20 protein-coding genes are annotated in these 24161 nt (G+C 30.6%); 10 read left to right on the top strand and 10 right to left on the bottom strand.

Going from position 1 to position 24161, the window contains the following annotated elements; genetic code table 11:
- Positions 1-774 precede the first annotated feature (774 nt).
- On the bottom strand, positions 775-1743 hold the full coding sequence (locus H0I27_RS09325) for a patatin family protein (RefSeq protein WP_218730446.1): 969 nt from the start codon (positions 1741-1743) through the stop codon (positions 775-777).
- Between the two features lie 47 nt (positions 1744-1790).
- Here H0I27_RS09325 and H0I27_RS09330 point away from each other — a divergent pair, with 47 nt between their 5' ends.
- Positions 1791-2843, top strand: a complete 1053-nt coding sequence (locus H0I27_RS09330; RefSeq protein WP_218730447.1) for an oxidoreductase — start codon at positions 1791-1793, stop codon at positions 2841-2843.
- Between the two features lie 339 nt (positions 2844-3182).
- Positions 3183-4064, top strand: coding sequence for an outer membrane beta-barrel protein (locus H0I27_RS09335; RefSeq protein WP_218730448.1), 882 nt, complete (start codon positions 3183-3185; stop codon positions 4062-4064).
- Positions 4065-4513: 449 nt separating this feature from the next.
- On the opposite strand, the gene H0I27_RS09340 is transcribed toward H0I27_RS09335, so the two are convergent.
- On the bottom strand, positions 4514-6346 hold the full coding sequence (locus tag H0I27_RS09340; RefSeq protein WP_218730449.1) for a cation:proton antiporter: 1833 nt from the start codon (positions 6344-6346) through the stop codon (positions 4514-4516).
- A gap of 423 nt (positions 6347-6769) precedes the next feature.
- On the opposite strand from H0I27_RS09340, the gene H0I27_RS09345 reads away from it, so the two are divergent.
- On the top strand, positions 6770-10621 hold the full coding sequence (locus H0I27_RS09345) for a T9SS type A sorting domain-containing protein (protein ID WP_218730450.1): 3852 nt from the start codon (positions 6770-6772) through the stop codon (positions 10619-10621).
- A 115-nt stretch (positions 10622-10736) separates the two neighbouring features.
- On the opposite strand, the gene H0I27_RS09350 is transcribed toward H0I27_RS09345, so the two are convergent.
- A complete protein-coding gene (locus H0I27_RS09350) occupies positions 10737-11360 on the bottom strand; it encodes a MarC family protein (RefSeq protein WP_218730451.1) in 624 nt (207 codons plus the stop codon).
- A gap of 433 nt (positions 11361-11793) precedes the next feature.
- Between H0I27_RS09350 and H0I27_RS09355 the strand changes: the two genes are divergently transcribed.
- From H0I27_RS09355 to H0I27_RS09370, 4 genes are all read left to right on the top strand, one after another.
- Positions 11794-12408 carry a DEAD/DEAH box helicase gene (locus H0I27_RS09355; protein WP_218730452.1) on the top strand — a complete coding sequence of 205 codons (615 nt, stop codon included), beginning with the start codon at positions 11794-11796 and terminating at the stop codon, positions 12406-12408.
- 24 nt (positions 12409-12432) lie between these two features.
- Positions 12433-13197, top strand: a complete 765-nt coding sequence (gene map, locus H0I27_RS09360; RefSeq protein ID WP_218730453.1) for a type I methionyl aminopeptidase — start codon at positions 12433-12435, stop codon at positions 13195-13197.
- A gap of 64 nt (positions 13198-13261) precedes the next feature.
- Complete coding sequence (locus H0I27_RS09365; protein WP_218730454.1) at positions 13262-13900, top strand: thiamine phosphate synthase; 639 nt, start codon at positions 13262-13264, stop codon at positions 13898-13900.
- A 175-nt stretch (positions 13901-14075) separates the two neighbouring features.
- Positions 14076-15329 (top strand): mechanosensitive ion channel family protein, encoded by a 1254-nt coding sequence (locus H0I27_RS09370; RefSeq protein ID WP_218730455.1) that lies wholly within the window; start codon positions 14076-14078, stop codon positions 15327-15329.
- A gap of 76 nt (positions 15330-15405) precedes the next feature.
- On the opposite strand, the gene H0I27_RS09375 is transcribed toward H0I27_RS09370, so the two are convergent.
- From H0I27_RS09375 to H0I27_RS09405, 7 genes are all read right to left on the bottom strand, one after another.
- Entirely contained in the window at positions 15406-16020 is a 615-nt protein-coding gene (locus H0I27_RS09375) for a DUF6515 family protein (protein WP_218730456.1), read from the bottom strand.
- Between the two features lie 351 nt (positions 16021-16371).
- Entirely contained in the window at positions 16372-16674 is a 303-nt protein-coding gene (locus H0I27_RS09380) for a hypothetical protein (protein WP_218730457.1), read from the bottom strand.
- Positions 16675-16924: 250 nt separating this feature from the next.
- Positions 16925-17671, bottom strand: coding sequence for a hypothetical protein (locus H0I27_RS09385; RefSeq protein ID WP_218730458.1), 747 nt, complete (start codon positions 17669-17671; stop codon positions 16925-16927).
- Between the two features lie 163 nt (positions 17672-17834).
- Positions 17835-18533: a thioredoxin family protein gene (locus tag H0I27_RS09390; RefSeq protein ID WP_254713068.1), complete on the bottom strand. Its 699-nt coding sequence runs from the start codon at positions 18531-18533 to the stop codon at positions 17835-17837.
- A 10-nt stretch (positions 18534-18543) separates the two neighbouring features.
- The gene (locus tag H0I27_RS09395) at positions 18544-19038 is read right to left on the bottom strand and encodes a TlpA disulfide reductase family protein (protein WP_218730459.1); all 495 of its coding nucleotides are present in this window, start codon (positions 19036-19038) and stop codon (positions 18544-18546) included.
- 319 nt (positions 19039-19357) lie between these two features.
- Positions 19358-20086, bottom strand: coding sequence for a LytTR family DNA-binding domain-containing protein (locus H0I27_RS09400; RefSeq protein ID WP_218730460.1), 729 nt, complete (start codon positions 20084-20086; stop codon positions 19358-19360).
- Positions 20087-20089: 3 nt separating this feature from the next.
- Entirely contained in the window at positions 20090-21061 is a 972-nt protein-coding gene (locus H0I27_RS09405) for a sensor histidine kinase (RefSeq protein WP_254713069.1), read from the bottom strand.
- Between the two features lie 847 nt (positions 21062-21908).
- Between H0I27_RS09405 and H0I27_RS09410 the strand changes: the two genes are divergently transcribed.
- The 3 genes from H0I27_RS09410 to H0I27_RS09420 all read left to right on the top strand — a co-directional run bounded on the left by H0I27_RS09410 (position 21909) and on the right by H0I27_RS09420 (position 23900).
- On the top strand, positions 21909-22535 hold the full coding sequence (locus H0I27_RS09410; RefSeq protein WP_218730462.1) for a hypothetical protein: 627 nt from the start codon (positions 21909-21911) through the stop codon (positions 22533-22535).
- A gap of 33 nt (positions 22536-22568) precedes the next feature.
- Positions 22569-22964, top strand: a complete 396-nt coding sequence (locus H0I27_RS09415; protein ID WP_218730463.1) for a hypothetical protein — start codon at positions 22569-22571, stop codon at positions 22962-22964.
- A gap of 438 nt (positions 22965-23402) precedes the next feature.
- Entirely contained in the window at positions 23403-23900 is a 498-nt protein-coding gene (locus H0I27_RS09420; protein WP_218730464.1) for a hypothetical protein, read from the top strand.
- Positions 23901-24161: the final 261 nt, after the last annotated feature.

The raw sequence follows: 24161 nt of genomic DNA on the forward strand, positions 1-24161 counted from the left end.
GCGAAAGAAATACACGCTCAATCGTTAAGTTTAATTTTTGAAAATCGAACTAACCTTATCCGCTTGCGCGAACGTCCCGCTCGAGCCCACACAATATAAACATACTATTTTAGAAAAAATACAATCACTATAAATGACTCAAACAAGCTTTGTATAAATCGTTTGTTGTGTTTTATTTGTTGTTTCACGAGCGGGACGCTTGCGTTAGCGAATGATTAATATAAGTGCGATTATTGATGAAGTGTCATAACCGTTATATCTGAAGGCCTAAAAAAATAAACTAATTAACTTACAAATTTAAGTACCATCCGCTGGCGCGAGCGGGACGCTCGTGCTCACACAATATAAACATACTATTTTAGAAAAAACACAATCACTATAAATGACTCAAACAAGCTTTGTGTAAATCGTTTGTTGTGTCTTATTTGTTGTTTCACGAGCGGGATGCTCTCGCTAGCGAATGATTAATATAAGTGCGATAATCAATGAAATATCATAACCGTTATATCTGAAGGCAAAAAAAACTAATTAACTTACAAATTTAAGTCCATCCGCTGGCGCGAGCGTCCCGCTCGTGCTCACACAATATAAACATACTATTTTAGAAAAAACACAATCACTATAAATGATTCAAACAAACGTTGGTAAATCGTTTGTTGTACCTTATTTGTTGTTTCATGAGCGAGACGCTCTCGCTAGCGAATGATTAATATAAGTCGATTATTGATGAAATATCGTAACCGTTATATCTGAAGGCAAAAAAAACTAATTAACTTACAAATTTAAGTCCTCTAAATCGTCTAAACCTTCTTCTATTTCTTGATCTGTTAAAACATCGGGTCTAAATTCACTCATTAATTCTTCTCTCTTAGACTTTGCATATTTATAACCAGATTTCCACCATTTACGCATTAAAGTTTCATCAAAAACTAAAGAATTGGTAGTTAAAACCGTTGGAGTGTAATACAAATTTAGTTTAATATTTTTATTAGTAGCAGCTAATTTACCTATGGTAATATTGTGTCTTTCTACGTGTGCCAACATAAAATCGAACACATCAAACAATAAAGAAAACGGATTTGTAGCGGGCAACTTATTAAACTGAGTAACTTCTGTTTCTAAGATAATAGCATCAATTTCTGTGGCACCACGTAAAATAGCTTCTCTGATAGGCACTAAAGACCCAAAACCACCGTCTGCATACTGACAATTATTTTTTTCTAACAAACTCATAAAAGGCACATAGTTGCAAGATCCCCAAATCCAATCACAAAAATCGTCATAGGTGCAATCGTTAATAGATTTATATTCAATTTGATTGGCTGTTAAATTAGAAACTGTTACAACAACCTCTTTATTGTTTTCTCTAATCTCATTATATATTTCTTTGGTAATTTTTTTCTTAATTAAAGTCCGTAAGTTTTTACTCTCTCCAAAAGTTTTTCTTCCGTTTAAAAAGTTCCAAAAGGTATTTAAATGCCGAATAGTAACCACTTTTTCTCCAGCTACTTTTTTAATTTTAAAAGGATTATTACTGAAAATAGTTTTTTGATTTACATTCGTGTATAATTTTTTTAGTTCATCTAATTTTCCAAGAGCTAAGTGAGAAACCATTAAACTTCCCGTAGAAGTACCAATATATATATCGTAATCTTTTTTTTCTTTTTTCATTAAGTATTGTGCAACTCCGCCTGCAAATGCCCCTTTACTTCCTCCTCCTGAAATTACCAATGCTTTTTTCATTATCTAAAAATGATTTGTTATATTTTAGTGCTATAAAAGTATCAAAAATGAAGAGAATATTCATATTTATTTTTGGTTTCCTAGGTTTGGCGTCTTGTGCAGTCAATTATCAACCTAGAGAAATCAATGCTATTACCGTAAAAGAGTTTAAAATAGACAGCGTTAGCATTCGTGCAATTCAGGTTATCAATAAGCATGAAGTTATATATGCAGGTTCTAATGGAGATATTGGTTTCTTTTCAGATAGCGAAGATTCTAAGTTGACACCAAGGGTTTTAGAAGTAAAATATCAAGATTCTATTCGACCGAACTTTAGAAGTATTGCTTCTAATAACAAAGCTGTTTTTGCCTTAAGTATTAGTAATCCTGCTTTATTATATCATCTTTCAGATGGAAAAGCAACTTTAAAATATACAGAAAACCACGAGAAAGTTTTTTACGATGCTTTACAGTTTTTTGATGATAACCAACATGGAATTGCAGTTGGAGATCCTACAGAAAATTGCGCATCTATCCTTTTGACTTCGGATGGTGGAGATACATGGTCTAAAATTCCGTGTGCTAATTTACCTGAATTTGAAGAAGGTGAAGCATTTTTTGCGGCAAGTAACACCAATATAAAAACGATTGGAAGCACGGTTTGGATTGCATCCGGAGGAAAAAAAGCTCGTATTTTAAAGTCTGATGACTATGGAAATACTTGGCAAGTTTATGATACACCAATCGTACAAGGAAATGGACCACAAGGTATTTATTCTATTGATTTTAATGATAAAAATAACGGAATTGCAATTGGTGGTGACTACTCAAAACCTCTAGAAAACAAAGCAAATAAAGCCATAACAAATGATGGCGGACTCACTTGGACTTTAGTTGCAAATGGACAAAACCCTAACTACAAAAGCAGTGTACAGTATGTGCCTAAAACCAACGGAAAAGAGGTTTTTGCTGTTGGTAAAACAGGAATTTCGTTCTCTAATAATGGAGGTCTTAGTTGGGTAGAAGTCAGTAAAGAAGCGTATTATGCAATTCAGTTTGTAGATAAAAATACGGCTTGGTTATCTGGAAACAATAAATTAGGGAAATTGATTTTAGACTAGTGTAACAGTAGATTTAAACTATTATTTCAGAATTAAATACTTTAGATTTTCATTTACACACCAAAACGGGAATTAAACACCCATATTATCAGCTTTTTAACGAATACACCTAAGAATTAAGAAGTAATATTTTTACTTTAAAACGAAATAATTCGATGGATTTTTTTACCTTTAGTTAGGTTCATCAACCTTATCAAAAAAAAAGTATATTTGCCTTCGATTTTAATTTAAGGTGTACAATAATGATCTCTAAGTTTTTGTAAATTAGTTGCATTTATGTGAGATATTAGAAACCCTAAAATTTTTATCTTTTTATAAATAATTCAAAAATTATATATTATGAAACAATTAATTACAGCAGTAGCAGCAATTTTAGTTAGTACAGCTTCTTTCGCACAATTTCAAGTATCTGCAAGCACAGGATACGCAATGAGTAGTGCAGGAATGAAATTAGGAGCAACTACAACAGAAACTAGTACCGAAAATTATTATGGTAGTTACGGAGAAGGTTCAAATGTTCAGATAAGAGGTACCTACTTTTTAAATGAAAAATTTGGATTAGAAATAGGTTTAGGATATTTACACGGTGCAGACCAAACAATATCAAAGGGAAATGTTGATAATAATGGAAACTATGATGAAAATATAGATGTAGATGCAGTTGCAAGAGCTCGTGCATTTGGAGCCTCTGCTTCTATGGTATATAATTTTACAGAGAACTTTTACGGACGTATTGGTGCTTTGATAAAAGTTGGTGGTAAAACTGAAGCTGTTGCTTATAGAAAAGAGGTTTTTTCAGACCCAGTAGCTGCAGCGCAAGGATTACCAAGTGGTTCTTATTCAGAAACCAATTTTGTAGAAGATTATCACGGACAATTTCCTTTAGGATTTGTAGGTGCATTGGGATATTCATTTGATTTAGATGAACATTTTTCTCTTTTTGTTGAAGCAGAATATTACGGAATTAGTTTGAAAAGAAAAGATTCTGAGATAACAGAATTTAATTCAAATATACACACACCTGATGATAATATAGTTGCAGTTCTTACTTTAGATGATTTACCTTTAATACCACAAGGTATTTATAAAAATACAACTTATGTAGATGAATTACCTCATAACAATACTGATGGTTCTAAAAAATTATCTCAAAAAGTACCTTATTCTTCTTTCGGATTAAACTTTGGAGTTACTTATAAATTTAGTGGTTCTAGTAAATAAAAGTATTACTATTTAAGTACAAGTGGTTGTCTAAAAAGTTTTAAATCATGTTATACTGAACTAGCTTCAGATTGATGTAAAACTTTCTTTTAGACAACCATTTTTTTGTCTTCTTCCGTTTTATTAAACGCCATTAACTTCTTCTTTTTTATCATTGATAAAGATAATTTTTATCAACTTTAAGCACCTTTTTACTACGTAGATAATCTCTATTAATAGACTTAAGGATTGAAATAAACCTTGAAAACTGAAGTAATTTACTACTTTCTATTAGAATCCAGTTACAAAAAAGTCCTACCGAAGCAGGACTAATATTTTCTTTTACGTTATGTAGTTTTACATTAACAGGAAGTTATTTTATCAATATAACTCACTAGAATATCATGTTTAAATAAAAATATAAACCATTGTTTTTAAATAAATTAAATTACCTATAGTAAATAATAAATTTAAGTTTGTTGTTTGTCTCTTTTAAAATCTTCTTTAAGAGATGCTACTTGTTGTTTATACTCTTCACGTTTTTTAAATATATAATCATCGTCTCCTTTTGGTTCAGCGGCCAAACGCCTTATACTTTCTTCGTCGTACTTAATAAATTTGGCTACTTGGTTTTTTAATGTTTCTTTTTCGAAACCAACTTTAGTTAAAACATCACAAGCCAAGGTTAAGGAAGTATCTAATGTTTCACGATAAATATTTTCAATTCCTAAATTAACCAACTCATAAGCATCATATCTGTTTCTTGCTCTAACCATTAATTCTACATGAGGATATTTTTTCTTAACCTGTTTGCTTATTTGATGTGCAGCATCTGGGTTGTCTACTGCACAAATTAAAATCTTTGCTTCTGCAATACCTGCAGATTCTAACAATCCCATACGTGTTGCATCACCATAATACACTTCAAAACCTAATTTTCTAAGATAATCTACACGATTAGAATCGTGATCTAAAATTGTGGTTTCTATATCATGAGATTTCAAAAAACGACCTACAGTACTACCAAATTGTCCAAAACCAACCAATATAATTTTTTCAGATTTAGTGTGTTCGTCCATTGGTCTTTTTATAGACTCTTTTGTACCTATTCTAGGAAGAATTAAGCGTTCGTTAATCATACTTGCAATAGGTGTAATCCCCATGGTTAAGGCGGTAACTACAAGCATAATATCTAATTGTTCTTGCTCTAAAATACTAGATTGAAAAGCAAATGACAACAATACAAAAGCAAACTCCCCTACTTGTGATAAATTAAAAGTCAACAATAAATTTTGATCTATTTTTAATTTAAAAACAAGTCCTACTATAAATAAAACAATGGCTTTAATAAAAATAACGGCAAGTAAAATACCTCCAATAGTAAAAGGATTGTTTTGAATTACAATAAAGTTAATCGAAGCTCCAACAGCTATAAAAAACAACCCTAACATTAAGTTTTTAAAGGGCTCTAAAGTACTTTCTAGCTCGTGTTTAAACTCACTGTTAGATAGTACTACACCTCCTAAAAATGCTCCCAATGCCGGACTCAAGCCAACGTATTCCATTACAAAGGAAATTCCGAATACAATTAAAAAAGCAGCTGCAATTAAGAGTTCTCTAACTCCAGATTTTACAACTTTACGTAGCATAGGTACAATTAAATAACGACCTGCTATAATAATAAAAACTACAGATGCAATAATGGCAAGTGTTTGCAATTCCATTGGCAAACCATCTAATAAGTTTACATGACCGCCATGAGTATCTGCAGGCATCTTTGAATTAGAACTCGCCATTAACGGAATAGAACCAATCATAAAAATAACAACGATATCCTGAAATAGTAAAATTGAAAAAGCAGAAGCCCCCGAAGTGGTATGCATCAATCCTTTTTCTTTTATCGTTTGTAGTACAATTGCAGTAGAAGAAAGTGCGACTGCCATAGATAATACCAAGGCAACTTTAGACTCATAATCAAAAGAAGTAAAGAGATAATAAGACAACAACATAGTTAGAGAAACTTGTATACCTCCCATGCCTAAAATGGTTTTTCGCATCTCCCAAAAATTCTTTGGTTCAATTTCGAGACCAATTAAAAACAACATTATTACAACTCCAAACTCAGAAATATGCATAATATCTTGTCCTTCTTCCCCAATAACTCCTAGCATATAAGGTCCAATTACTACACCTGCAATCAAATAGCCTAAAACAGAACTTAAGCCCAATCGTTTGGCAATAGACACGCAAATAATTGCTCCTGCTAACAATATAATTGCTACAAAAAGTAAACTTCCTGTCATATTTTTACTCTATTTATTTGGTTCTTTATTTATAATTACAACTGTAAAAGTTGCAAATCATTATATTAAGTTCAAAGATATCACGATTATTAAATTAATTACTTATTTTTTTAAGAAATCGAATGTTTAAAATTAGTTTTAATTAAAAGACCTTTTTTTATCATTGATAAAAAAAAAAGAAAGGTTTCTGCTATAAATAAGTATAAAGAGTCAAGAATAAAAAGAACTTTTATAGGAACGTCAAAAGTATACAGTTTACTTCTTTTATAAGCACTTAAAATTAACTAATTACAATTAAAAAAATGATTTCAAAATAAACAATTTATTTACATATCCATTATTTAATTAACCAATATGTAATAATAAGTTTCAATTATTTTAACGATGTAAGGTTAATATTGTAGCTATTCTAAAAGAGAAAATATGTATAAAAAAATTACAATTTTAACTGCAGCCTTATTTAGCTATTTTGTTGGTTATTCACAAACAACCTTAAAAATAACAGAAATATGGTCCGGTAATAGTAAGGGGAATAATCTTACTGGTGATTGGTTTGAAATAACAAATACAGGCTCTGAAGCATGGACTCCTGCCATGGGAGACCTTTATTTTATTGATGATAGAGATGAAATTGATTATATAGATGACGCTGTACTCATAAACGGTATTGCTGTTATTAAGCCAGGTGAATCTATTATTGCTATTAAAGATGAAGATATTACAGAATTTACATCGGTCTGGGATGATGTTTATGATTTAACAGATGTTCAAATAGGAACACACGACGGAAAAGGATTAGGGAAAGGTGGTGATGTTGTTAATTTATTTATAAGTGCAACCGTTCCTACGGATAATAGCACAAGAGTAGATTCTGCAGCGTATCCAGATACAGAAGCAAATCCTGGTCAGTCTTACGATGTTACTAAAGGCGCTTTTAGTGTTATTGGTGAAGCACCATATGTTCCGGTTGCTACAGCAGTAAATGATGAAGGTGAATCTGCCATTGCATCTCCAGGAAACACAGGTTCTACAGCACCTAATTTACAAATTACAGAAATATGGCCTGGTAACGGAAAAGGTGATAATCTTACTGGTGATTGGTTTGAAATTACAAATACAGGTTCTGGCGCATGGACTTCTGCCGAAGGAAACCTTTATTACGTAGATGACAGAGATGAAATTGACTATGTAGACGATGCTGTATTATTAAATGGTGTTACCATAATACAACCAGGAGAATCTATTATTGCTATAAAAGATGAAAATTCTACACAGTTTATTGCTGTTTGGGAAAGCGTTTACAACCTAACCAATGTTCAGATTGCTACGCATGACGGAAAAGGGTTAGGTGGCGGAGGAGATACGGTTAATTTATTTGTAAGCACCACTACTCCAACGGATAATAGTACAAGAGTAGATTCTGAAGCATATCCAGATACAGCAACAAATCCTGGTCAGTCTTACGATGTTACCAAAGGAAGTTTCAGTGTTCTTGGAGAAGGGCCGTTTGTACCTGCAGCTACAGCGGTAAATAATGAAGGTGAATCTGCAATAGGATCTCCTGGTAACTTAGAAAAAGTAGCTGCTTCTACTATAAATATCGTTGTAGATACGGCTAATTTAACGTCGTTTTTAGATGTTTCTGAAACAAATGCTGGCTTTGTAAGTGGTGTTGTAAATGATGCTACCGATCCTGCAAGCACTATTGGTATTCCTTTTTTAATTTCAGACTCTAATACCGCATTATCAGATTTAACTGTTTCTATAAACAGTAGCAATGAAGCCGTTGTGTCTAACGCGAACTTAGTTCTTACAGGTACTAGTGGAGAAAGATTATTAAAAATTATACCGAGTACTTTTGGCTTTTCAAAGATAACAATTACTGTTAAAGATACAGAAGAAAACGCTGCAACATATACCATTAATTATGCAGCTTCAGCAGCTTCTATTACACCAAGTACAAGTCGTTTTCATACTGGTTCTGCAGACGGTTCTACAGGAATTGCTATAGATGATGATTATATTTGGATTGGTGATGATGAAGATCAAACGATTCGTTTATACAACGCAAATCAATCAGGTTTACCTGTAAAAGAAATCGATTTTAATAGTTTTTTAGGTTCAACCAAAGAAGCAGATTTAGAAGGTTCTTTTAGATTAGATGATACTATTTATTGGATTGGTTCTACTGCAGAAGCTGATAGATCGGTGATTTTTACTACAACTTTATCAGGAACCGGAACAGCCTCAAACTTAACGTACAATGATAAATACAACAATTTACAAGAAGATTTATTAAACTGGGATGAGAATAATCTACATGGATTAGGCGCTAACTATTTCCAATTAAGTACTGTTTTAGAAGTTGAAGCATTGGCACTTGCACCAAACAGCACAACCACTGCTTATTTGGGGTTGCGTAGTTCTACTGTAGAAAATAAAGCCATTGTAATACCAGTTACTAATTTTACCAGTTTACCAGGCATGCCTTCTGGTTCTGCAACTTTCGGAACACCTATTTTATTAGATTTAGCTGGTAGAAGTTTAAGAAGTATGGAATGTAACGAAAACGGATGTATTTTAATCGGTGGTCCTTTCGGAACAAAAACAGATTTTAAATTATATACTTGGACCGGAAATGAGTCTGATCAACCAGAACTAAGAAATGCAGATTTAACAGCATTAAATGCAAACGGTTCTTTTGAAGGTTTGGTTTCGTTGCCAAATTCAACCTTTTTAGGGGCAGATGGTGATACAGATACTGTAAAATTATTGGTAGATTTAGGTGCAACTGTTATTTATAATGATGGTGAAGAAAATAAAGGCTTACGCGATCAATGGAAAAAATTTAGAAGTGATGTAGTTACTTTGGGAACTGTTGGCACACCATTTATTAAAACCCCTGTAATAAACGAGTTTGTAATAGATCATTCTGGAACAGATACACGAGAATTTATAGAAATTTATGGAGATCCTTTTACGGATTATTCAAATTATACAATTGTAGAAATTGAAGGAGATAGCGGAAATACAGGTTTAATTGATGATGCAACTTTTACCGCAGGTACTACGGATGAAAATGGGTATTGGACCAGTCCTTTTCAAGAAAATACTCTTGAAAATGGAGCAACAACATTTTTATTAGTGAAGGATTATACTGGGACACTTGGAGATGATATAGACACCAATGACGATGGAACAATTGATACCACTTATTGGTCTGCAGTTGTAGATGGTATTGCTAGTTCGGAAGGACAAACCGGTGATTTAGTCTATGCTTTAGATTTAGCTCCTGGTTTTGATGGGAATGAAAATCAAGTTGGTGGTGCTTCTCGTATTCTAAATGGTGTAGACACAGATAGTACAAGCGATTGGGTAAGAAATGATTATAATGGTGAAGGTTTTGACGGATTTACAGGAACTCCTGTAGAAGGTGAAGCAATTAATACACCGAATTCTTACAACAAACTTGTTGGACCTGTTTTAAATATTACAGAAATCTGGCCAGGGAACGGCGAGGGTGATAATCTTACTGCAGATTGGTTTGAAATTACGAATAATGGACCATTACCTTGGACACCAGAATTAGGTGGACTTTATTTTGATGATGATTCTCAAGATCCTGCATCTGCAGTTTTAATTTCTGGGATTACTTCTATTCAACCAGGAGAATCTGTAATTGCAGTTGATGCTTCAGACACAGATAATTATATATCAGTTTGGGGCGGAGTTTATGCTATTTCTGATGTTCAAATAGGAACCTATGCTGGTGCTGGTTTATCTGGCGGTGGAGATGCTGTAACTTTATGGATTGGAGAACCAACTACGGTTGGAACAATCGTTGACTTTGAAACCTATCCGGATACGGCTTCTAACCCAGGACAATCGTATGATGTTGAAAAAGCTGGATTTAGTGAAATTAATATAGCACCTTATTTTGCCAATGCAACCGTAGTAAATGATGCAAATGAAGCAGCTATAGGTTCACCAGGAAATAAAGGAACTGTTTTAAGTGTTTACGATAATGCAGTAAATACGGTTAAAACGTTTCCTATTCCTTTTGATGATACATTACATTTACAACTAAATACATCAACGAATATAACAATGGCTACCGTAAAAATTATAGATATGTTAGGTGCTGTTGTTTTTAGTAAAAAAATGGATCTATCAACTGGTAAAGTAACTTTAGACAATATGGTTAGGTTGCATTCAGGAGTTTATGTCTTACACATTGCTGAATTGAATACGACCATGAAAATTGTAAAGAAATAAGCATTCTTTTTAAAAAGTAAAAGCCAGTTAGTAAAACTACTAACTGGCTTTTTTTATTTAAGATTATCTTGAAACCTTCAGATATAAAGTTTAAACTAAAAAATTTACTATAAAATTATGTGGTTATCAAATCAAAAGAAATTTTAATACCTGTAATTACCATACCTGTACCAATAATGGCAATGATTAAACCCATTATTTTACCAATTACAGAAATTACGTTATTCCCCACTACTTTTACTATTAAATCACTCAATCTAAACGTATAAAAAGTAATTAAACTCATGGTTCCGAAGATCACAATCACTAAAATGATGTGTATGGTTTGTACATTCGCCACAAAGTTCATGGCAGTTACAATGGTTCCTGGACCTGCCAAAATAGGAATTGCCAATGGAGACACCGCAATATCTTCATCAACATCTACATTTTTAATGTTCTTTACATCAGATTTTTTAGATTGTAGCATTTCAAATCCAATGTAAAATATTAAAATACCTCCTGTAATTTTAAATGCAGGGACACTTATATTAAACAATTCAAAAATATATTTACCTAAAAGCACAAAAACAGTTACAATTACAAAAGCAATAATATTACTTCGTTTGTTAATGTCTCTTTTCGTTTCTTTGTCCAAACCTCTCGTTAAAGACACAAAAACCGTCATGTTCGAGATCGGGTTGGTTATTGCAAAAAAGCCTGTAAAAACAGTTATTGCAAAGGTTATTAAATTATCCATTTATTCTAAAGTTTTGAATCTGCAAAACAATTGAATTAGTTCTTTATAACCTAAGTAATTATGATATTTTTTTCTTAAAATATTTACACACATATATCCTCTTTTTAAACCTCCAAAAAATCATTAAAATAGGTCTTATCTGAGTTTAAAAAAGAGGAAGAATACATATGCTTAAAGCAACCTATTTAATTGAGCCTTTTTAAGTGTTTTTATTTTATCTATTATTCTGATATATGTATTTCTAAGGTAGTTTCAATCCTAAATTCTGGTACTACCAATTCTTTTACTCAAAGCTGAAAAACCGGAGGGAATTGTTTGGTGTAAGTTTCTGTTCAATGTTCCTATAAAATCGAGTCCTCAAAAGAAATGAGTACGTCAATTAAATTGTATATTTGCCTTTATTTTTACAACAAACATTTACCTTTTTTTAGATATGCCTTTTAAAAAATTACATGCTGATATAAAAGAGATCTTAGAATCTCTAGAAATAACAACTCCTACTCCATTTCAAAGTAAAAGTATACCTGTTATTAAAAGTGGTGCAAATATTTATTGTACAGCTCCAGCAAACAGTGGAAAAACGACTACACTAGTACTTACTACCTTGCATAAATTAAAGTGCCAAGAAGTTGGTTCTGCTCCAAGGGCATTGATTTTAGTAGAAAATTCTGAAAAAGCACTTGCATTGCATGATGAATTTATAAAACTTAGTAAATACGATGCTTTACGTGTATATGCTTGTGATGACAGAGAACACATAGAGTTGTTAAAATCAGAAATTTTTGAAGGTGTTGACGTGCTTATTGCTACGCCTAAAACCATGAATAAATTACTTTTATTAGAAGGTGTAAATACCACACAATTAAAGATTTTAAGTATAGATGATGCCGAGTTTTTAGTGGAAAAAACTGCCTATGCAGCATTAATGGCAATTACACAAAGTATTCATAAATGCCAATATGTATTATATTCAGAAAAAATGGACCCTATTTTAAAACGATTTGAATCTTATTTTATGCAATACGCTAAAACAGTATCTGTTAAATAATATTTCATCCAAAAAAATAAGCAAATGTCAATAACTACAGAAGCAGAATTAATCGGAATGCAAAGGGTTAGTGAAGTTGTTGGAACAACGCTAAAACTCATGAAAAAACATGCCAAAGTTGGTATGTCAACTAAAGAGTTAGATGCATATGGAGCTGAAATATTAGAGAGTTATGGTGCTAAATCTGCTCCTTATGAAACTTATAATTTTCCTGGGTATGCTTGTATCAGGGTAAATAAAGAAGCTGCTCACGGAATTCCTTCAGACAAAAAAATATTGAAAGAGGGAGATTTAATAAATATTGATGTTTCTGCAGAGTTAAACGGATTTTGGTCTGATAATGGAGGTTCTTTTGTAATTGGAAAAGACATTCATAATCACCAACCTCTTGTAAATGCTTCTAAAGATATTTTACATAAAGCTATAAGCAACATAAAAGGTGGTGTAAAAATAGCTGATATTGGACATTTAATAGAAACAGAAGCAAAAAAATCTGGTTTTAAAGTGATTAAAAATCTGGCAGGACATGGAGTAGGAAGAAGTTTGCATGAAGAACCTGAAAACATTTTAAACTACCGTGTAAAATCTAATCGTGAAAGGTTTAGAAAAAATACAACAGTAGCTATTGAAACATTTATTTCAACAAAATCAACTGTGGCTGTAGAATTAAATGACGGTTGGACTTTAGTTGGAAATAGAGGTGGATACGTTACACAACATGAGCAAACAATATTGATTACAGACAAAAATCCTATTATTTTGACTGAATCTAATGGGATGTGGAATTAAAAACCACTTACTAATAAAACGCATTCATTTGCGATTATAACCATCACCCTAAAACGAACACAAAATGATTCCTAAACTACACTATATATCTCAAGGTAATTCTCCAAAAGAACATTTAGAAAATATTCAGAAAGCATGTTCGTCTGGAGCAGAATTGGTACAATTAAACATTGCTGGTATTTCTGAAAAGAAATATCTAAAATTAGCACTAGAAGCGAGAGAAATTACATCTCATTTTCAAACTAGATTAATTTTAAGCAATCACTTTAAAATTGCGAAAGAAGTAAAAGCAGATGGTGTTCATTTAGAGGACATAGATTTCTGTGCTACAACGGCTTTAGAACATTTATATACTTGGCAAATTGTTGGTGCAACAGCAAACACCTTGCAAGATTGTAACACCTTAATTAGTAAAAAAGTAGATTATATTACTTTAAGTCCGTTTAAGAATAAGGAAGCGAAAGAGAATTCTACAAAGGATTTAGGTTTAAATGGTTTTTCTTTAATTGTAGAAGCTTTAAAAACTGAAACTCCTATTATTGGTGCTGGAGGAATTACAACAGATGATGTTGCTGATATTTTAGAAACTGGAGTTTCTGGAATAGCCGTTTCAGATGCAATTTCACAAAACTTTGATTCCATTAAAAAGTTTAACGAATTGTTAAATGCATCTTCTACACAAGAGCAACGACACACTTTTTAGTCTCAATAATTTACTTTAGAGCTTAGCTCTATAATATAATTATACATATTAGTTTTAGAGCTAAAATGCTACACTTTATAAAATGAACTGAATAAATTGGTTTGTTTTAAATACATTTATTTATATAATAAGTCGCCCATTTTTTAACATTAAGGCTTATTTAAAATCTTTATTTATGAAAATTACACATCAATTATACGATTATTTAGTAAATACGGGAATCCCTGAAACCTATGCAGCATATATAAATATGTTTGCTTTGCTAATAACTGTATTAATTCTTACATTTTTAATTGATTATATTATTAGAAAAATTCTTGTACAGTTGTTCAGTCAATTTGCTTCAAAAAGTAAGACCAATTTTGATGATATTTTAGTAAAAAATAAAGTACCTCGGAATATAGCGCATATCGTTCCATTAATTTTTGCTTTAGAATGCGTGCCTTTTGTATTTTTTGATTTTCAATATATAGAAAATATAATTCAGAAAAGTTTAGAGGTATTTACCATTGTTTTAGTACTTTGGATTGTAAGAAGTTTCTTAAATTCTCTTAAAGATTTTTTTAAAACCTTACCTAGTTTAAAAGACAAACCGATAGATAGTTACACGCAAGTATTTATGATTTTTGCTTGGGTATTCGGTATTTTATCAGCCTTTGCAATTATTACGGGTATCGAGTTTATTAAATTTATTACTACTATTGGTGCTGCTTCTGCAGTTATTATCTTGGTATTTAAAGATACAATTTTAGGTTTTGTTGCCAGTATTCAAGTATCTATCAATGATATGGTAAGAATTGGCGACTGGATTACGTTTGAAAAATATGGTGCAGATGGAGATGTTATTGAAATTAATTTATCAACAGTAAAGGTTCAAAATTTTGACAAAACGATTACAACAATTCCTACCTACGCCTTAATTTCTGACTCTTTTAAAAACTGGCGTGGAATGACTAATTCTGGTGGTAGACGTATTAAAAGGTCTTTAAATATCAACTTAGAAAGCATTCATTATTTATCTACACAAGAAGTTGAAGACTTTAAGAAAATTCAGTCTATTAGCGCTTATTTAGAAACAAGACAAGCAGATATTGATGCGTATAATCAAAAAAATAACATCAATAAAGAACTATTATTAAACGGTAGAAATTTAACGAACATTGGTGTTTTTAGAAAATATATTGAAACCTACATAGAAAACCATTCTGGTACCAATAAAGATATGATGATTATGGTGCGCCAAATGCCACCAGAAACGCAAGGTATTCCGATTGAAATTTATGCTTTTAGTAGTGATAAACGTTGGAAAAACTACGAATACATTATGTCGGATATTTTTGACCATGTAATTGCAGCAGTTCCTTATTTTAATTTACAAGTTTTTGAACTACCTAGTAATTCTAGCTTTACAAACTTAAAGCAGCAATAAATTAAAAGCATATAAAAAGGAGGGTAATTTTACAATTACCCTCCTTTTCTTCAATCAATCAACCAATATATTTACCTTAATTTACATCTATAACACCCACTACTTCATAAGCTCTAGTGCCATTTACTTGTACTTTTTCATATAGAATATTTGCATATTCATAATAGGTTTGTCCGTCTATAACTACTTTTTCATAATCATTTGGTAACTCATAAACCACAGTTCCTACTTCTGGTTCTACTACTTCATATTCATTATTTATATTTAGATAAAAAGTACCATTTACATTGTAATAATTGTAATTGTTAAATCTAATTCTTTTATAATTTGTTGGTAAAACACGTACTCTAAACCCAATTTTTGGAGCTATTACGATATAACGTCCTCTAGATTGTGTGTAATACTTATTATTTGCATAATAATAGTTTTGTCCTTTATGGCTTACAACCGTTCTATTTGGTACATTTCTAACAGAAACCACTTTTTTTGTAGGCTTTTTATACGTTACTGTCTTACTTGGTATTCTTCTACTTGCCGTACTTCTTTTAGTCGTTGTTGTAGTTACTGTTCTTGTTGTTTTTGTTGGAGTAGATTTAGTTGTTGTGGTTCTACGTGTTTGTGCAGAAACTTGTGTTGCAACAGCAACGATAAACATAGATGGTAGAACGAATGTTTTTATAAATGCTTTCATAATATTCATATTTTTAAATTAAACTTCTTTTTTTATACTTCTAAGACTGCTAAATATAACTTAGGTTTAATGACTTTTTAGAGGAATAGATAAACAGGGGATTTATATCTATGAACAAGATCATTTTATAGACGCAATTATATATGAAAAAAGGCCAACATCACTCCTATCCTTAATTCATTTAAAGTATTATTGTTAGTTTTAGATTAGTAGAGAACCATTTGATAACCATAATAGGTTTTACACTGCGTAACCAAATCTATAATAGTATCAATAAAAGACAAATCATATTAGAAACAAAAGAAGACATACTTTACAGTATGTCTTCTTTTGTCCTAATTTAAAACAATATTATTTTAATAACGCTAATAAACCTGTTAATTCAGTTAGGTTTAGAGAAGTGCTATTGTCTGTGTCTAATACGTTAAAGTTTTCTGATACAGAACCAATTGCCTCTGTTGTGCTAATTGTTTCGTCTTTATTAGTGTCTAATAATGTAAAAAGAGTAGAAACTTGCTGTACAGTAGAGTTTGAACTTAAAGAACCTAATAAGGTTGCAGCTTGTTTAAGGTTAGATGAAGAACCAATGTTCTGAATACTATTACAACTAAACATTGTAACGGTAAGTACTAGGGTTAATGCGATTTTTCTCATGTAATATATGTATGATTTTATGTTGCATCAAAAGTACTTTTAACGATTGGCTTTATAAAACAAAATAGACAAACACCATATATTTACCGCTTAATAAGAGCTCACAACAGATAAAATAAAATGCACTGGATTATTCTGTGAATGATGATAAAAAACTGCCTATAATTCTGGAATAATTAATTATTAAATAGTGATTTTGAAGTAGATTTTTTAACTAAATTTTAGTTTATAAAAGCCAATTAATAATACGCTACTCTATTTCTTCTTGCAACTTTGTAATCAGTATTTTGGTTTTACTATGTAGAGTTCTTGCGTAACCTAATTGTATTTTGGTTTGTAATAATCGATCAATAATACTGTTCTGATATTCTTTGGTAGCCAATAAGGTTTTATAATCAGATTTATTTCCAAATTCTTTAATATGTTTATATTTTAAATCATTGTCAGGAAGCATATCTATCAATGAAATAAATTTTTCTAAAGTAGGTTTTATCTTGTTTTCTACGATGTTTTTATTTTTCTTATCCTGATTATTAAATTGCTCAATTTTGGTTAAATACGTAGCTATTAAATCTTTTAACTTACTACTTTCTATCAGTTCCATTTTAGCTGTACTAAGAATAGATTTTACAGAACTGTCTTGTAAATTAACTTCTTTCACTGCTACATTTAAAATAGTATCTTTTGCACCCTGTGTTAGTTCATTGGTGTTTTTACCAACATAATTTAACGTATTTTCTAAAGACGTTATAGTTTCTGTATTTTCTTCCAAAGAACGTTTTAATAAACGCAAATTGGTTGTTAATTCATCATGTAGATTGGTGTAAATTTCATCTACCAGAATGTTGTTTTTTTGAATATCGCTTAAATCATTTATTTTCCAAGCAATAGACACAGCAATTACAATCAAAATTATTTCACCTAAAGCATATAAGGCATAGGATTTAAACTTTCTTAAGTCTATTAAATTTCTTCTTATTTTACGAAACAGTTTCATAATACTATTTTGAATGATTTTTTTGTGTATATATAAAAAAAAGTACGCAAATGTTTGTGCATATTTTCCGAAGAAAAAAGAAACACAAACACACACGCACTAGTATTTTAACAGTCTTTTTAAGTTGTTACTCTATAAAGTAATCATGTATTTTAATAACGTACTATTTCACTTTTACAGGACACCCAATAGCTTTTGTAAAGTTTGGTGTCGGTTTTTCACCATTTTCTAAAGCCGCAATAGCATTTTCTACATATTTTACTTTAACAGCTTCTGCAGATCTTGCATTATCATCAATAGTACCAATGTATTGTACTTTTTTATTTGCGTCTAATAAAAACACATGTGGCGTTCTTACAGCCCCAAATTTAGGAGATACTTCCTGGTTTTCATCCGCTAAATACACAAACGGGAACGCTTTTTCAGAGGCTCTTTTTTGCATGGCTTTAAAACTTTCTTTATCATTATCTTCACTTACGTTCGGATTGATAGCAACCACAGCATATCCTTTAGAAGCATAGGTGTTATGAAGCGCTGTTAACCTGTCTTCATACAATTTAGAAAACGGACATTCATTACACGTAAAAACTACAATGTATCCTTTTGCATCCTTAATATCTGATAAAGAAAATATACTTTCATCTACATTTTTTAATTTAAAATCAGCAGCTACATCTCCTATTTTGTATCCACCAATTTCTTCTAATGTTTTAGATTGTACTGGACTGTGTCCGCCTCCTGGAGGACCTTTTCTTTCTCCGTTTGGTGGTGGTCCTTTTCTATCTTGTGCCGTTGCTGTATGAGTAATAAATAGACTACTCATTAAAATAATGGCAGCGAAAACTAATTTGCTTTTTTTCATGATTGTGATTTTAATTTATTTTTTTTATTTCATTTTCAAGGTCTTCTATACTCTTAAACATACGTTCATGAAAAGTCCTTTTTTTATTATTGAATATGATTGTAAATGGTATAGATCCAGACCAATTTGGGTCTATTTTATCGATCCAACTATTAGCGTCTGGATCGTCTAAAAGAACTACATTAGATATAATTCCTTTTCGTTTTAAAAACGGTTTTACTTTTGTTTCTAAATCATCTGAAAAATCTAAACTTACCAATGTAATTTTTAAATTAGGATGCTTCTTTTGATACGCTTCTAGTATTGGTAATTCTTTTACACAAGGTGCACACCACATTGCCCAAAAATTGACAATATGTATTTCTTCCGAATCTGTATATAAATAAGGCTTTAAAGTTTCAAAATTTAAAACTGGAATATTTATGTTTTTGCTATTCTGTGAATTACTTTGCGTTGTAAAACCAAGAAATAGTACAGAAACTGCTATTAAAATATTTTTATACATATGTATCTCTAATTATTTGATCTTATAAAGTTTAAAAGTATTTGTATTATTCTTTTAAATAAAACAAAATAGATAATACCTCACATTTTATCTATGAAACTGTCTTTATTATAGAAGAAAATTAGAAAACTATAGGGATCTGTAAATGAATAAGATCTCCGTTCGAACGCAGTCGAGAACTAGTTGAGTTTTACAATTTCGACAACGGAGGAATCTCATAAAATGCATAATGTTCTCTTGTTAGGCGGTTCCTCAATTCTTCGGAATGACAAGTTTGGATTGGAATACCACAATCCTCGATTGAAATAACAGTAATTCGTTACAAAGAATTATTATTTACAAACTCTAAAAACTTAGGTTTGTAATTTTCAGAAACAGTAATCCGTTGTTTGTTAATTACAATCTGACTTCGTTCTATTACTTCAATATTTTTTAACGATACAATAAAAGAACGATGCACGCGCATAAATTGAGTTTCTGGTAGTTCTTCTTCTAAAGATTTTAAACTCATCAGTGTTAAAATAGCCTTTGGATTGTCTTTCAACCAAATTTTAATATAATCTTTCAATCCCTCAAAATACAAGACATCTGCCAATTTAATACGCAATTGCTTGTATTCAGATTTTACAAAAAGAAATTCTTTTTCCTCAGAAACTATAGGCTGTTTTTTGCCTTTTACCAACTCAAACCAGGTATTTGCTTTGTTAGCAGCAGCCAAAAACTCTGCATAATCAAAAGGTTTTAATAGGTAATCTAGTGCTTCCACTTTAAAACCTTCTAACGCATATTGATCAAACGCAGTGGTAAAAATAACACGAGTTTCTTTTGGTAGCATTTTAGAAAATTCAATACCTGTTAAATCTGGCATTTGTATGTCTAAAAAGAGTACATCTACCGGCTCATTTTTTAAAAATTCCATGGCTTCTATAGCACTGCTACACTTCTTTTTTAGTACTAAAAAAGGTGTTTTTTCTACATAACTTTCTACTAAATTAAGCGCCATTGGTTCATCATCTACAATAACACAGGTAATTTTTATATTGCTCATTATTTAGTTGGTTTCAATTTCTAATTTAGCCATAAAACGATTGTCTTTTACAGTGGTGTTAAAACTATTTTTATTCGGATATAATAATTCTAAGCGTTTTTTAATATTTACAAGTCCAATACCAGAACCACTTTTATCATCAGATTTTTTAGGAAAATCATCATTTTCGATGGTAAACAAAACCGTTTTTTCTAAGGTACTAATATTAATATCAATAGTGCTTGGTTTACTCGCGGAAACACCATGCTTAAAGGCATTTTCAATTAACGAAATAAACAATAAGGGCGCAATCTTTATACCTGTTTCTTCGGGGGGAAAATTATAATTGACAACAGTTTTGTCGGAAACACGTAATTTCATTAAATCGATGTACTTTTTCATAAAGTCTATTTCTTTAGATAAGGAAATAGTTTCTTCATTGGTTTCATACAACATATAGCGCATCAGTTTACTTAAACTGTGAATAGATGTTTTGGCTTGATCTGGTGAAATATCTACCATCGCATAAATATTATTTAACGAGTTAAAAAAGAAATGCGGTTGTAATTGATAATGTAAATGTTGTAATTCTGATTTTAATTTAACATTCAACGCTTCTTTACGTTCTGCTTCTGTTTGTATCCATCTTTTGGTGGTTTTTATGGCTATTGAAAATAATAAAGGAGCCATATATGAGAGCATTTGTACGTACAAAAACATTTTTATAGGTGGCCCATTTTCGTCTTTATTAGCTGTTTTCTTTAAACTTTCAGCAAAAAATAAATCTTCAAGCAATTCTTTTAAAATAAGGCTGAACGCAATTATTACTATGTTAATAAGAATAAACTGAACTGTTTTATTAGAAAATAAGTATTTGTCAATTAATACAAAATAATTAATATAGAAAATAACAGCGTAAAACGCTATGGGTACCCAAAAATGAGCAATAACTCTATTTAAATCTTGCTCTTGTCCGTAAGATAATATGTAAGGCATACTAAAGAGCACGAGCCAAACGAGTAGATGAGAAAAGAGGGTTATTTTTTTATTTTTATGCATTTTGTTAGTGTTTGAAAGGCAAACTTATTTCGCTTACAATTCATTATTTAATAATGCGCTTTTTAAAGCACATACCAAAGGTAAAAATATTTAGGCTTTTGGTAGTATATAATTGCTATTTTACAGTATTCTCTATACCAATACAACCTTTTTATAGATGAGAATTACTTTTATAAAAAGCAAACAGTAGCACAACACTAACCTTTTTGTAATAAAGCTACTACTTGTTTACTCGCTGTTTACTTAGTAAAAGTATGTATTTAAAAAATACACACCCCTAACCTACCCAAACAAACGCTCAGGATAAACCAAATGGGTCTCTTATAAGGTAATTTGTAAATCATTGCACCAAAGCTCTTTTTAGCTTTGGTATTAACTTATACTTTAAACATAGGCTATACTAGTGTTATTAAGACACCTTCTTTATCTTAATCACTGCCATATCCACCTTACTTTGCTTTTGATAATCTTAAAATGATGTGGTTACTTATCTAGGTAAATACACCTCTGTATTCGATTTTTGTTGGTCTGTCTTTAGTGTAAACATAGGGGTAGTTTAACTCATATGGGAATTTAGTCATATAAATTAATTATTTACCTCTCCGCAAATTAAAAATGCCAATTCGAGCAAACACAACGTGTTAATTAATTGCTTTTTTTGGGCTCATTTGGAAAATTCCTTCTGAATTTCGGCATTCGTGTTTTATTTAGTAAATTAGTTGTTTAACCACGCAATAAAGCTTAGACAAATATGTTACCAAACATTTAAGCTAAAAAACAGACTATGAGATTAACATTTGTATTTATTCTATTTACTTGTTTGACTTTTGGACAAAAAAAAACAATAGTTTTCTTCGATGAAAGTGGAGAGGAAATAAGCAAACAAAAGTTCTTTGAAACTAAAGATTATAGTAAAAATTTGGATATACATTTTAAGAACGATACAACAAAAATAGCTCTATTAGTAACGCGACAAAATTTCGGACATCTCGATAAAAGTACTTTTGAGAATCTGAAATCATACTTAACTAAATTGACTGCTAAGCAAATTGACTCGTCACAAAACATTGTAATTAATTACTTAACACCATTTCCAAAAAAGGTTAAAAATACGACCACAAAATCAGGTTGGAATGTTTTACATAGAAATTATCTAAAAAAACTGCATAAAATAGCAAATATTAATCAATTTTGGATAAACTCACCCAAATGCGATAATCTAGAATACAATCATTCCAAAAAAATAAATTGGATAGCAGATAAAGAAAATTTATTCAAAAAATTGTTTTTTCCTTACGATGTAAGATTTGGAAATTATATTCTCATTAAACCCGATGGAAAATTTTATTATTATTTAGGAGAACATAGTAAATATAACATTTGGGAAAACGCCGAAAAGTATTTTAAATAAAATGATTTTATATTAAAAATTTAGAATCTTAAAATGAATATAACAAAGAAAACTTTAAAACCTTTTTCTGCTAAAGTAACATTAGGACTTGAATTAGGATATACCGAGAAATTAATAGAAAAAACAGAAATTATACAATATCTTCAAAAGATACAGAAAGACTTAATTCTTACTGAAAATATTTATTTAAGTGTTTCAATATCCGATACCAATATTGTAATGAGCGGTCAAATTGAACCTCATATTTTATTAAGCTTTATAAATTACCCTAAATTCCCTTTAAAGCCAGAAAAATTAAAGAAGGAAATTGAGAAATTGACAAAGCAATTAATGAGAAAATTTAAACAAAATAGAATAGTTATTGAATATTTAGACGAAACAGTTATGTTAGAACAAAGTGAAGAGATTGACAATAGAATTAAACAATAACTATTAACAATCTAGTAGGTAGCTCCGCTATTGAATAATGGAGTGCCCCTCAAACCAAAGCTCTTTTTAGGTTTGGTATTTCTACTTTAAGCAAAGGCTATCACCAGAGTACTCCTATTAGAATTTTTAAGAGAATTACATTCATTCCTTTCCTCCTTGTGAGCCTATCAGAGGTATTGTCTTTGCTAGTTTCTTGAAATTTTTGTGATTTCTCTTTTATCTCAATCTCGTCCATAACTAACTACTTCCATTTTGTCCTATCGCTAGAGTTAAACCTGCATAACTGCAAAGTTCACTTTCACTGTTAAAGCAATCGAAACCGTCACTTTTTATATACAAGACCGATATAATGGCAGAACGGAACTGCTTATTAAAAAATAATTACATAAAAATGTAACAATTCATTATTATTATCTTCAAATAGTAAAACAAATGTTTATGAATATAACAACAGACTTTAACAAATACTGTTTTGAAATTATTGAAAATGGAAACTCTATTTGCAAATTAACATCTGATTCTAATTCAATTGGAAAAACAAATTATTTAGGAGATTCTATTGAGTTTAGAACAAAAGATAACTGGTGGGAAAGATATCAATATTCTATAATTAAGAATTCAAAAACTATTGGCTCTATCAAATTTAATTGGCTTCTTGATAGTATAATAACGATTAATCAAAAAGGGCTAGAAAAAAAATACATCTTAAAAATAAATACTCTTAAGCAGGAATTCAATCTGTATGATGACAATAAAATTCATTTATTAAAGTACAAAAAGACTGAAGGTGATTTTTCTGTTTTTGAAATAAACTGTAAAATTATAAAACAGCCAGAGGAAATAATTGATTTAAATGAATTAATTATTTATTCATACTACCCAGCATTTCTAATTATGCATGGAACATTAATTAATCAAATGAATGGTGGCGGATAATAAAAACTACACAAAACAAAGTAGTGTGGTAAATAAAACAAGTAAAACCTCATTAATTTTTCACTAAAACACTTCTATAATTATTATCATATGTCAATCCTGATTTAGAAATCGCAAAAGCTTGTTTTAAAGCTTGTTAGAAACGACTATTCACAGTAATCGTGCATCTTTTTGTTTTATATAAAATAAGCGATATAAAGACATCATATCAAAGAAAAATGTTCTTTATTCAAAAAGGTCTACTTGATAATTAATATATTT

Source organism: Polaribacter sp. HaHaR_3_91, assembly GCF_019278525.1.
Taxonomy (GTDB): domain Bacteria; phylum Bacteroidota; class Bacteroidia; order Flavobacteriales; family Flavobacteriaceae; genus Polaribacter.

What these genes read in the sequence shown, in the direction of transcription:
- H0I27_RS09325 (WP_218730446.1), bottom strand. Translation starts at nt 1,743, where the DNA reads ATGAAAAAAGCATTGGTAATTTCAGGAGGAGGAAGTAAAGGGGCATTT.
- H0I27_RS09330 (WP_218730447.1), top strand. Translation starts at nt 1,791, where the DNA reads ATGAAGAGAATATTCATATTTATTTTTGGTTTCCTAGGTTTGGCGTCT.
- H0I27_RS09335 (WP_218730448.1), top strand. Translation starts at nt 3,183, where the DNA reads ATGAAACAATTAATTACAGCAGTAGCAGCAATTTTAGTTAGTACAGCT.
- H0I27_RS09340 (WP_218730449.1), bottom strand. Translation starts at nt 6,346, where the DNA reads ATGACAGGAAGTTTACTTTTTGTAGCAATTATATTGTTAGCAGGAGCA.
- H0I27_RS09345 (WP_218730450.1), top strand. Translation starts at nt 6,770, where the DNA reads ATGTATAAAAAAATTACAATTTTAACTGCAGCCTTATTTAGCTATTTT.
- H0I27_RS09350 (WP_218730451.1), bottom strand. Translation starts at nt 11,360, where the DNA reads ATGGATAATTTAATAACCTTTGCAATAACTGTTTTTACAGGCTTTTTT.
- H0I27_RS09355 (WP_218730452.1), top strand. Translation starts at nt 11,794, where the DNA reads ATGCCTTTTAAAAAATTACATGCTGATATAAAAGAGATCTTAGAATCT.
- map (WP_218730453.1), top strand. Translation starts at nt 12,433, where the DNA reads ATGTCAATAACTACAGAAGCAGAATTAATCGGAATGCAAAGGGTTAGT.
- H0I27_RS09365 (WP_218730454.1), top strand. Translation starts at nt 13,262, where the DNA reads ATGATTCCTAAACTACACTATATATCTCAAGGTAATTCTCCAAAAGAA.
- H0I27_RS09370 (WP_218730455.1), top strand. Translation starts at nt 14,076, where the DNA reads ATGAAAATTACACATCAATTATACGATTATTTAGTAAATACGGGAATC.
- H0I27_RS09375 (WP_218730456.1), bottom strand. Translation starts at nt 16,020, where the DNA reads ATGAAAGCATTTATAAAAACATTCGTTCTACCATCTATGTTTATCGTT.
- H0I27_RS09380 (WP_218730457.1), bottom strand. Translation starts at nt 16,674, where the DNA reads ATGAGAAAAATCGCATTAACCCTAGTACTTACCGTTACAATGTTTAGT.
- H0I27_RS09385 (WP_218730458.1), bottom strand. Translation starts at nt 17,671, where the DNA reads ATGAAACTGTTTCGTAAAATAAGAAGAAATTTAATAGACTTAAGAAAG.
- H0I27_RS09390 (WP_254713068.1), bottom strand. Translation starts at nt 18,533, where the DNA reads ATGAAAAAAAGCAAATTAGTTTTCGCTGCCATTATTTTAATGAGTAGT.
- H0I27_RS09395 (WP_218730459.1), bottom strand. Translation starts at nt 19,038, where the DNA reads ATGTATAAAAATATTTTAATAGCAGTTTCTGTACTATTTCTTGGTTTT.
- H0I27_RS09400 (WP_218730460.1), bottom strand. Translation starts at nt 20,086, where the DNA reads ATGAGCAATATAAAAATTACCTGTGTTATTGTAGATGATGAACCAATG.
- H0I27_RS09405 (WP_254713069.1), bottom strand. Translation starts at nt 21,061, where the DNA reads ATGCCTTACATATTATCTTACGGACAAGAGCAAGATTTAAATAGAGTT.
- H0I27_RS09410 (WP_218730462.1), top strand. Translation starts at nt 21,909, where the DNA reads ATGAGATTAACATTTGTATTTATTCTATTTACTTGTTTGACTTTTGGA.
- H0I27_RS09415 (WP_218730463.1), top strand. Translation starts at nt 22,569, where the DNA reads ATGAATATAACAAAGAAAACTTTAAAACCTTTTTCTGCTAAAGTAACA.
- H0I27_RS09420 (WP_218730464.1), top strand. Translation starts at nt 23,403, where the DNA reads ATGAATATAACAACAGACTTTAACAAATACTGTTTTGAAATTATTGAA.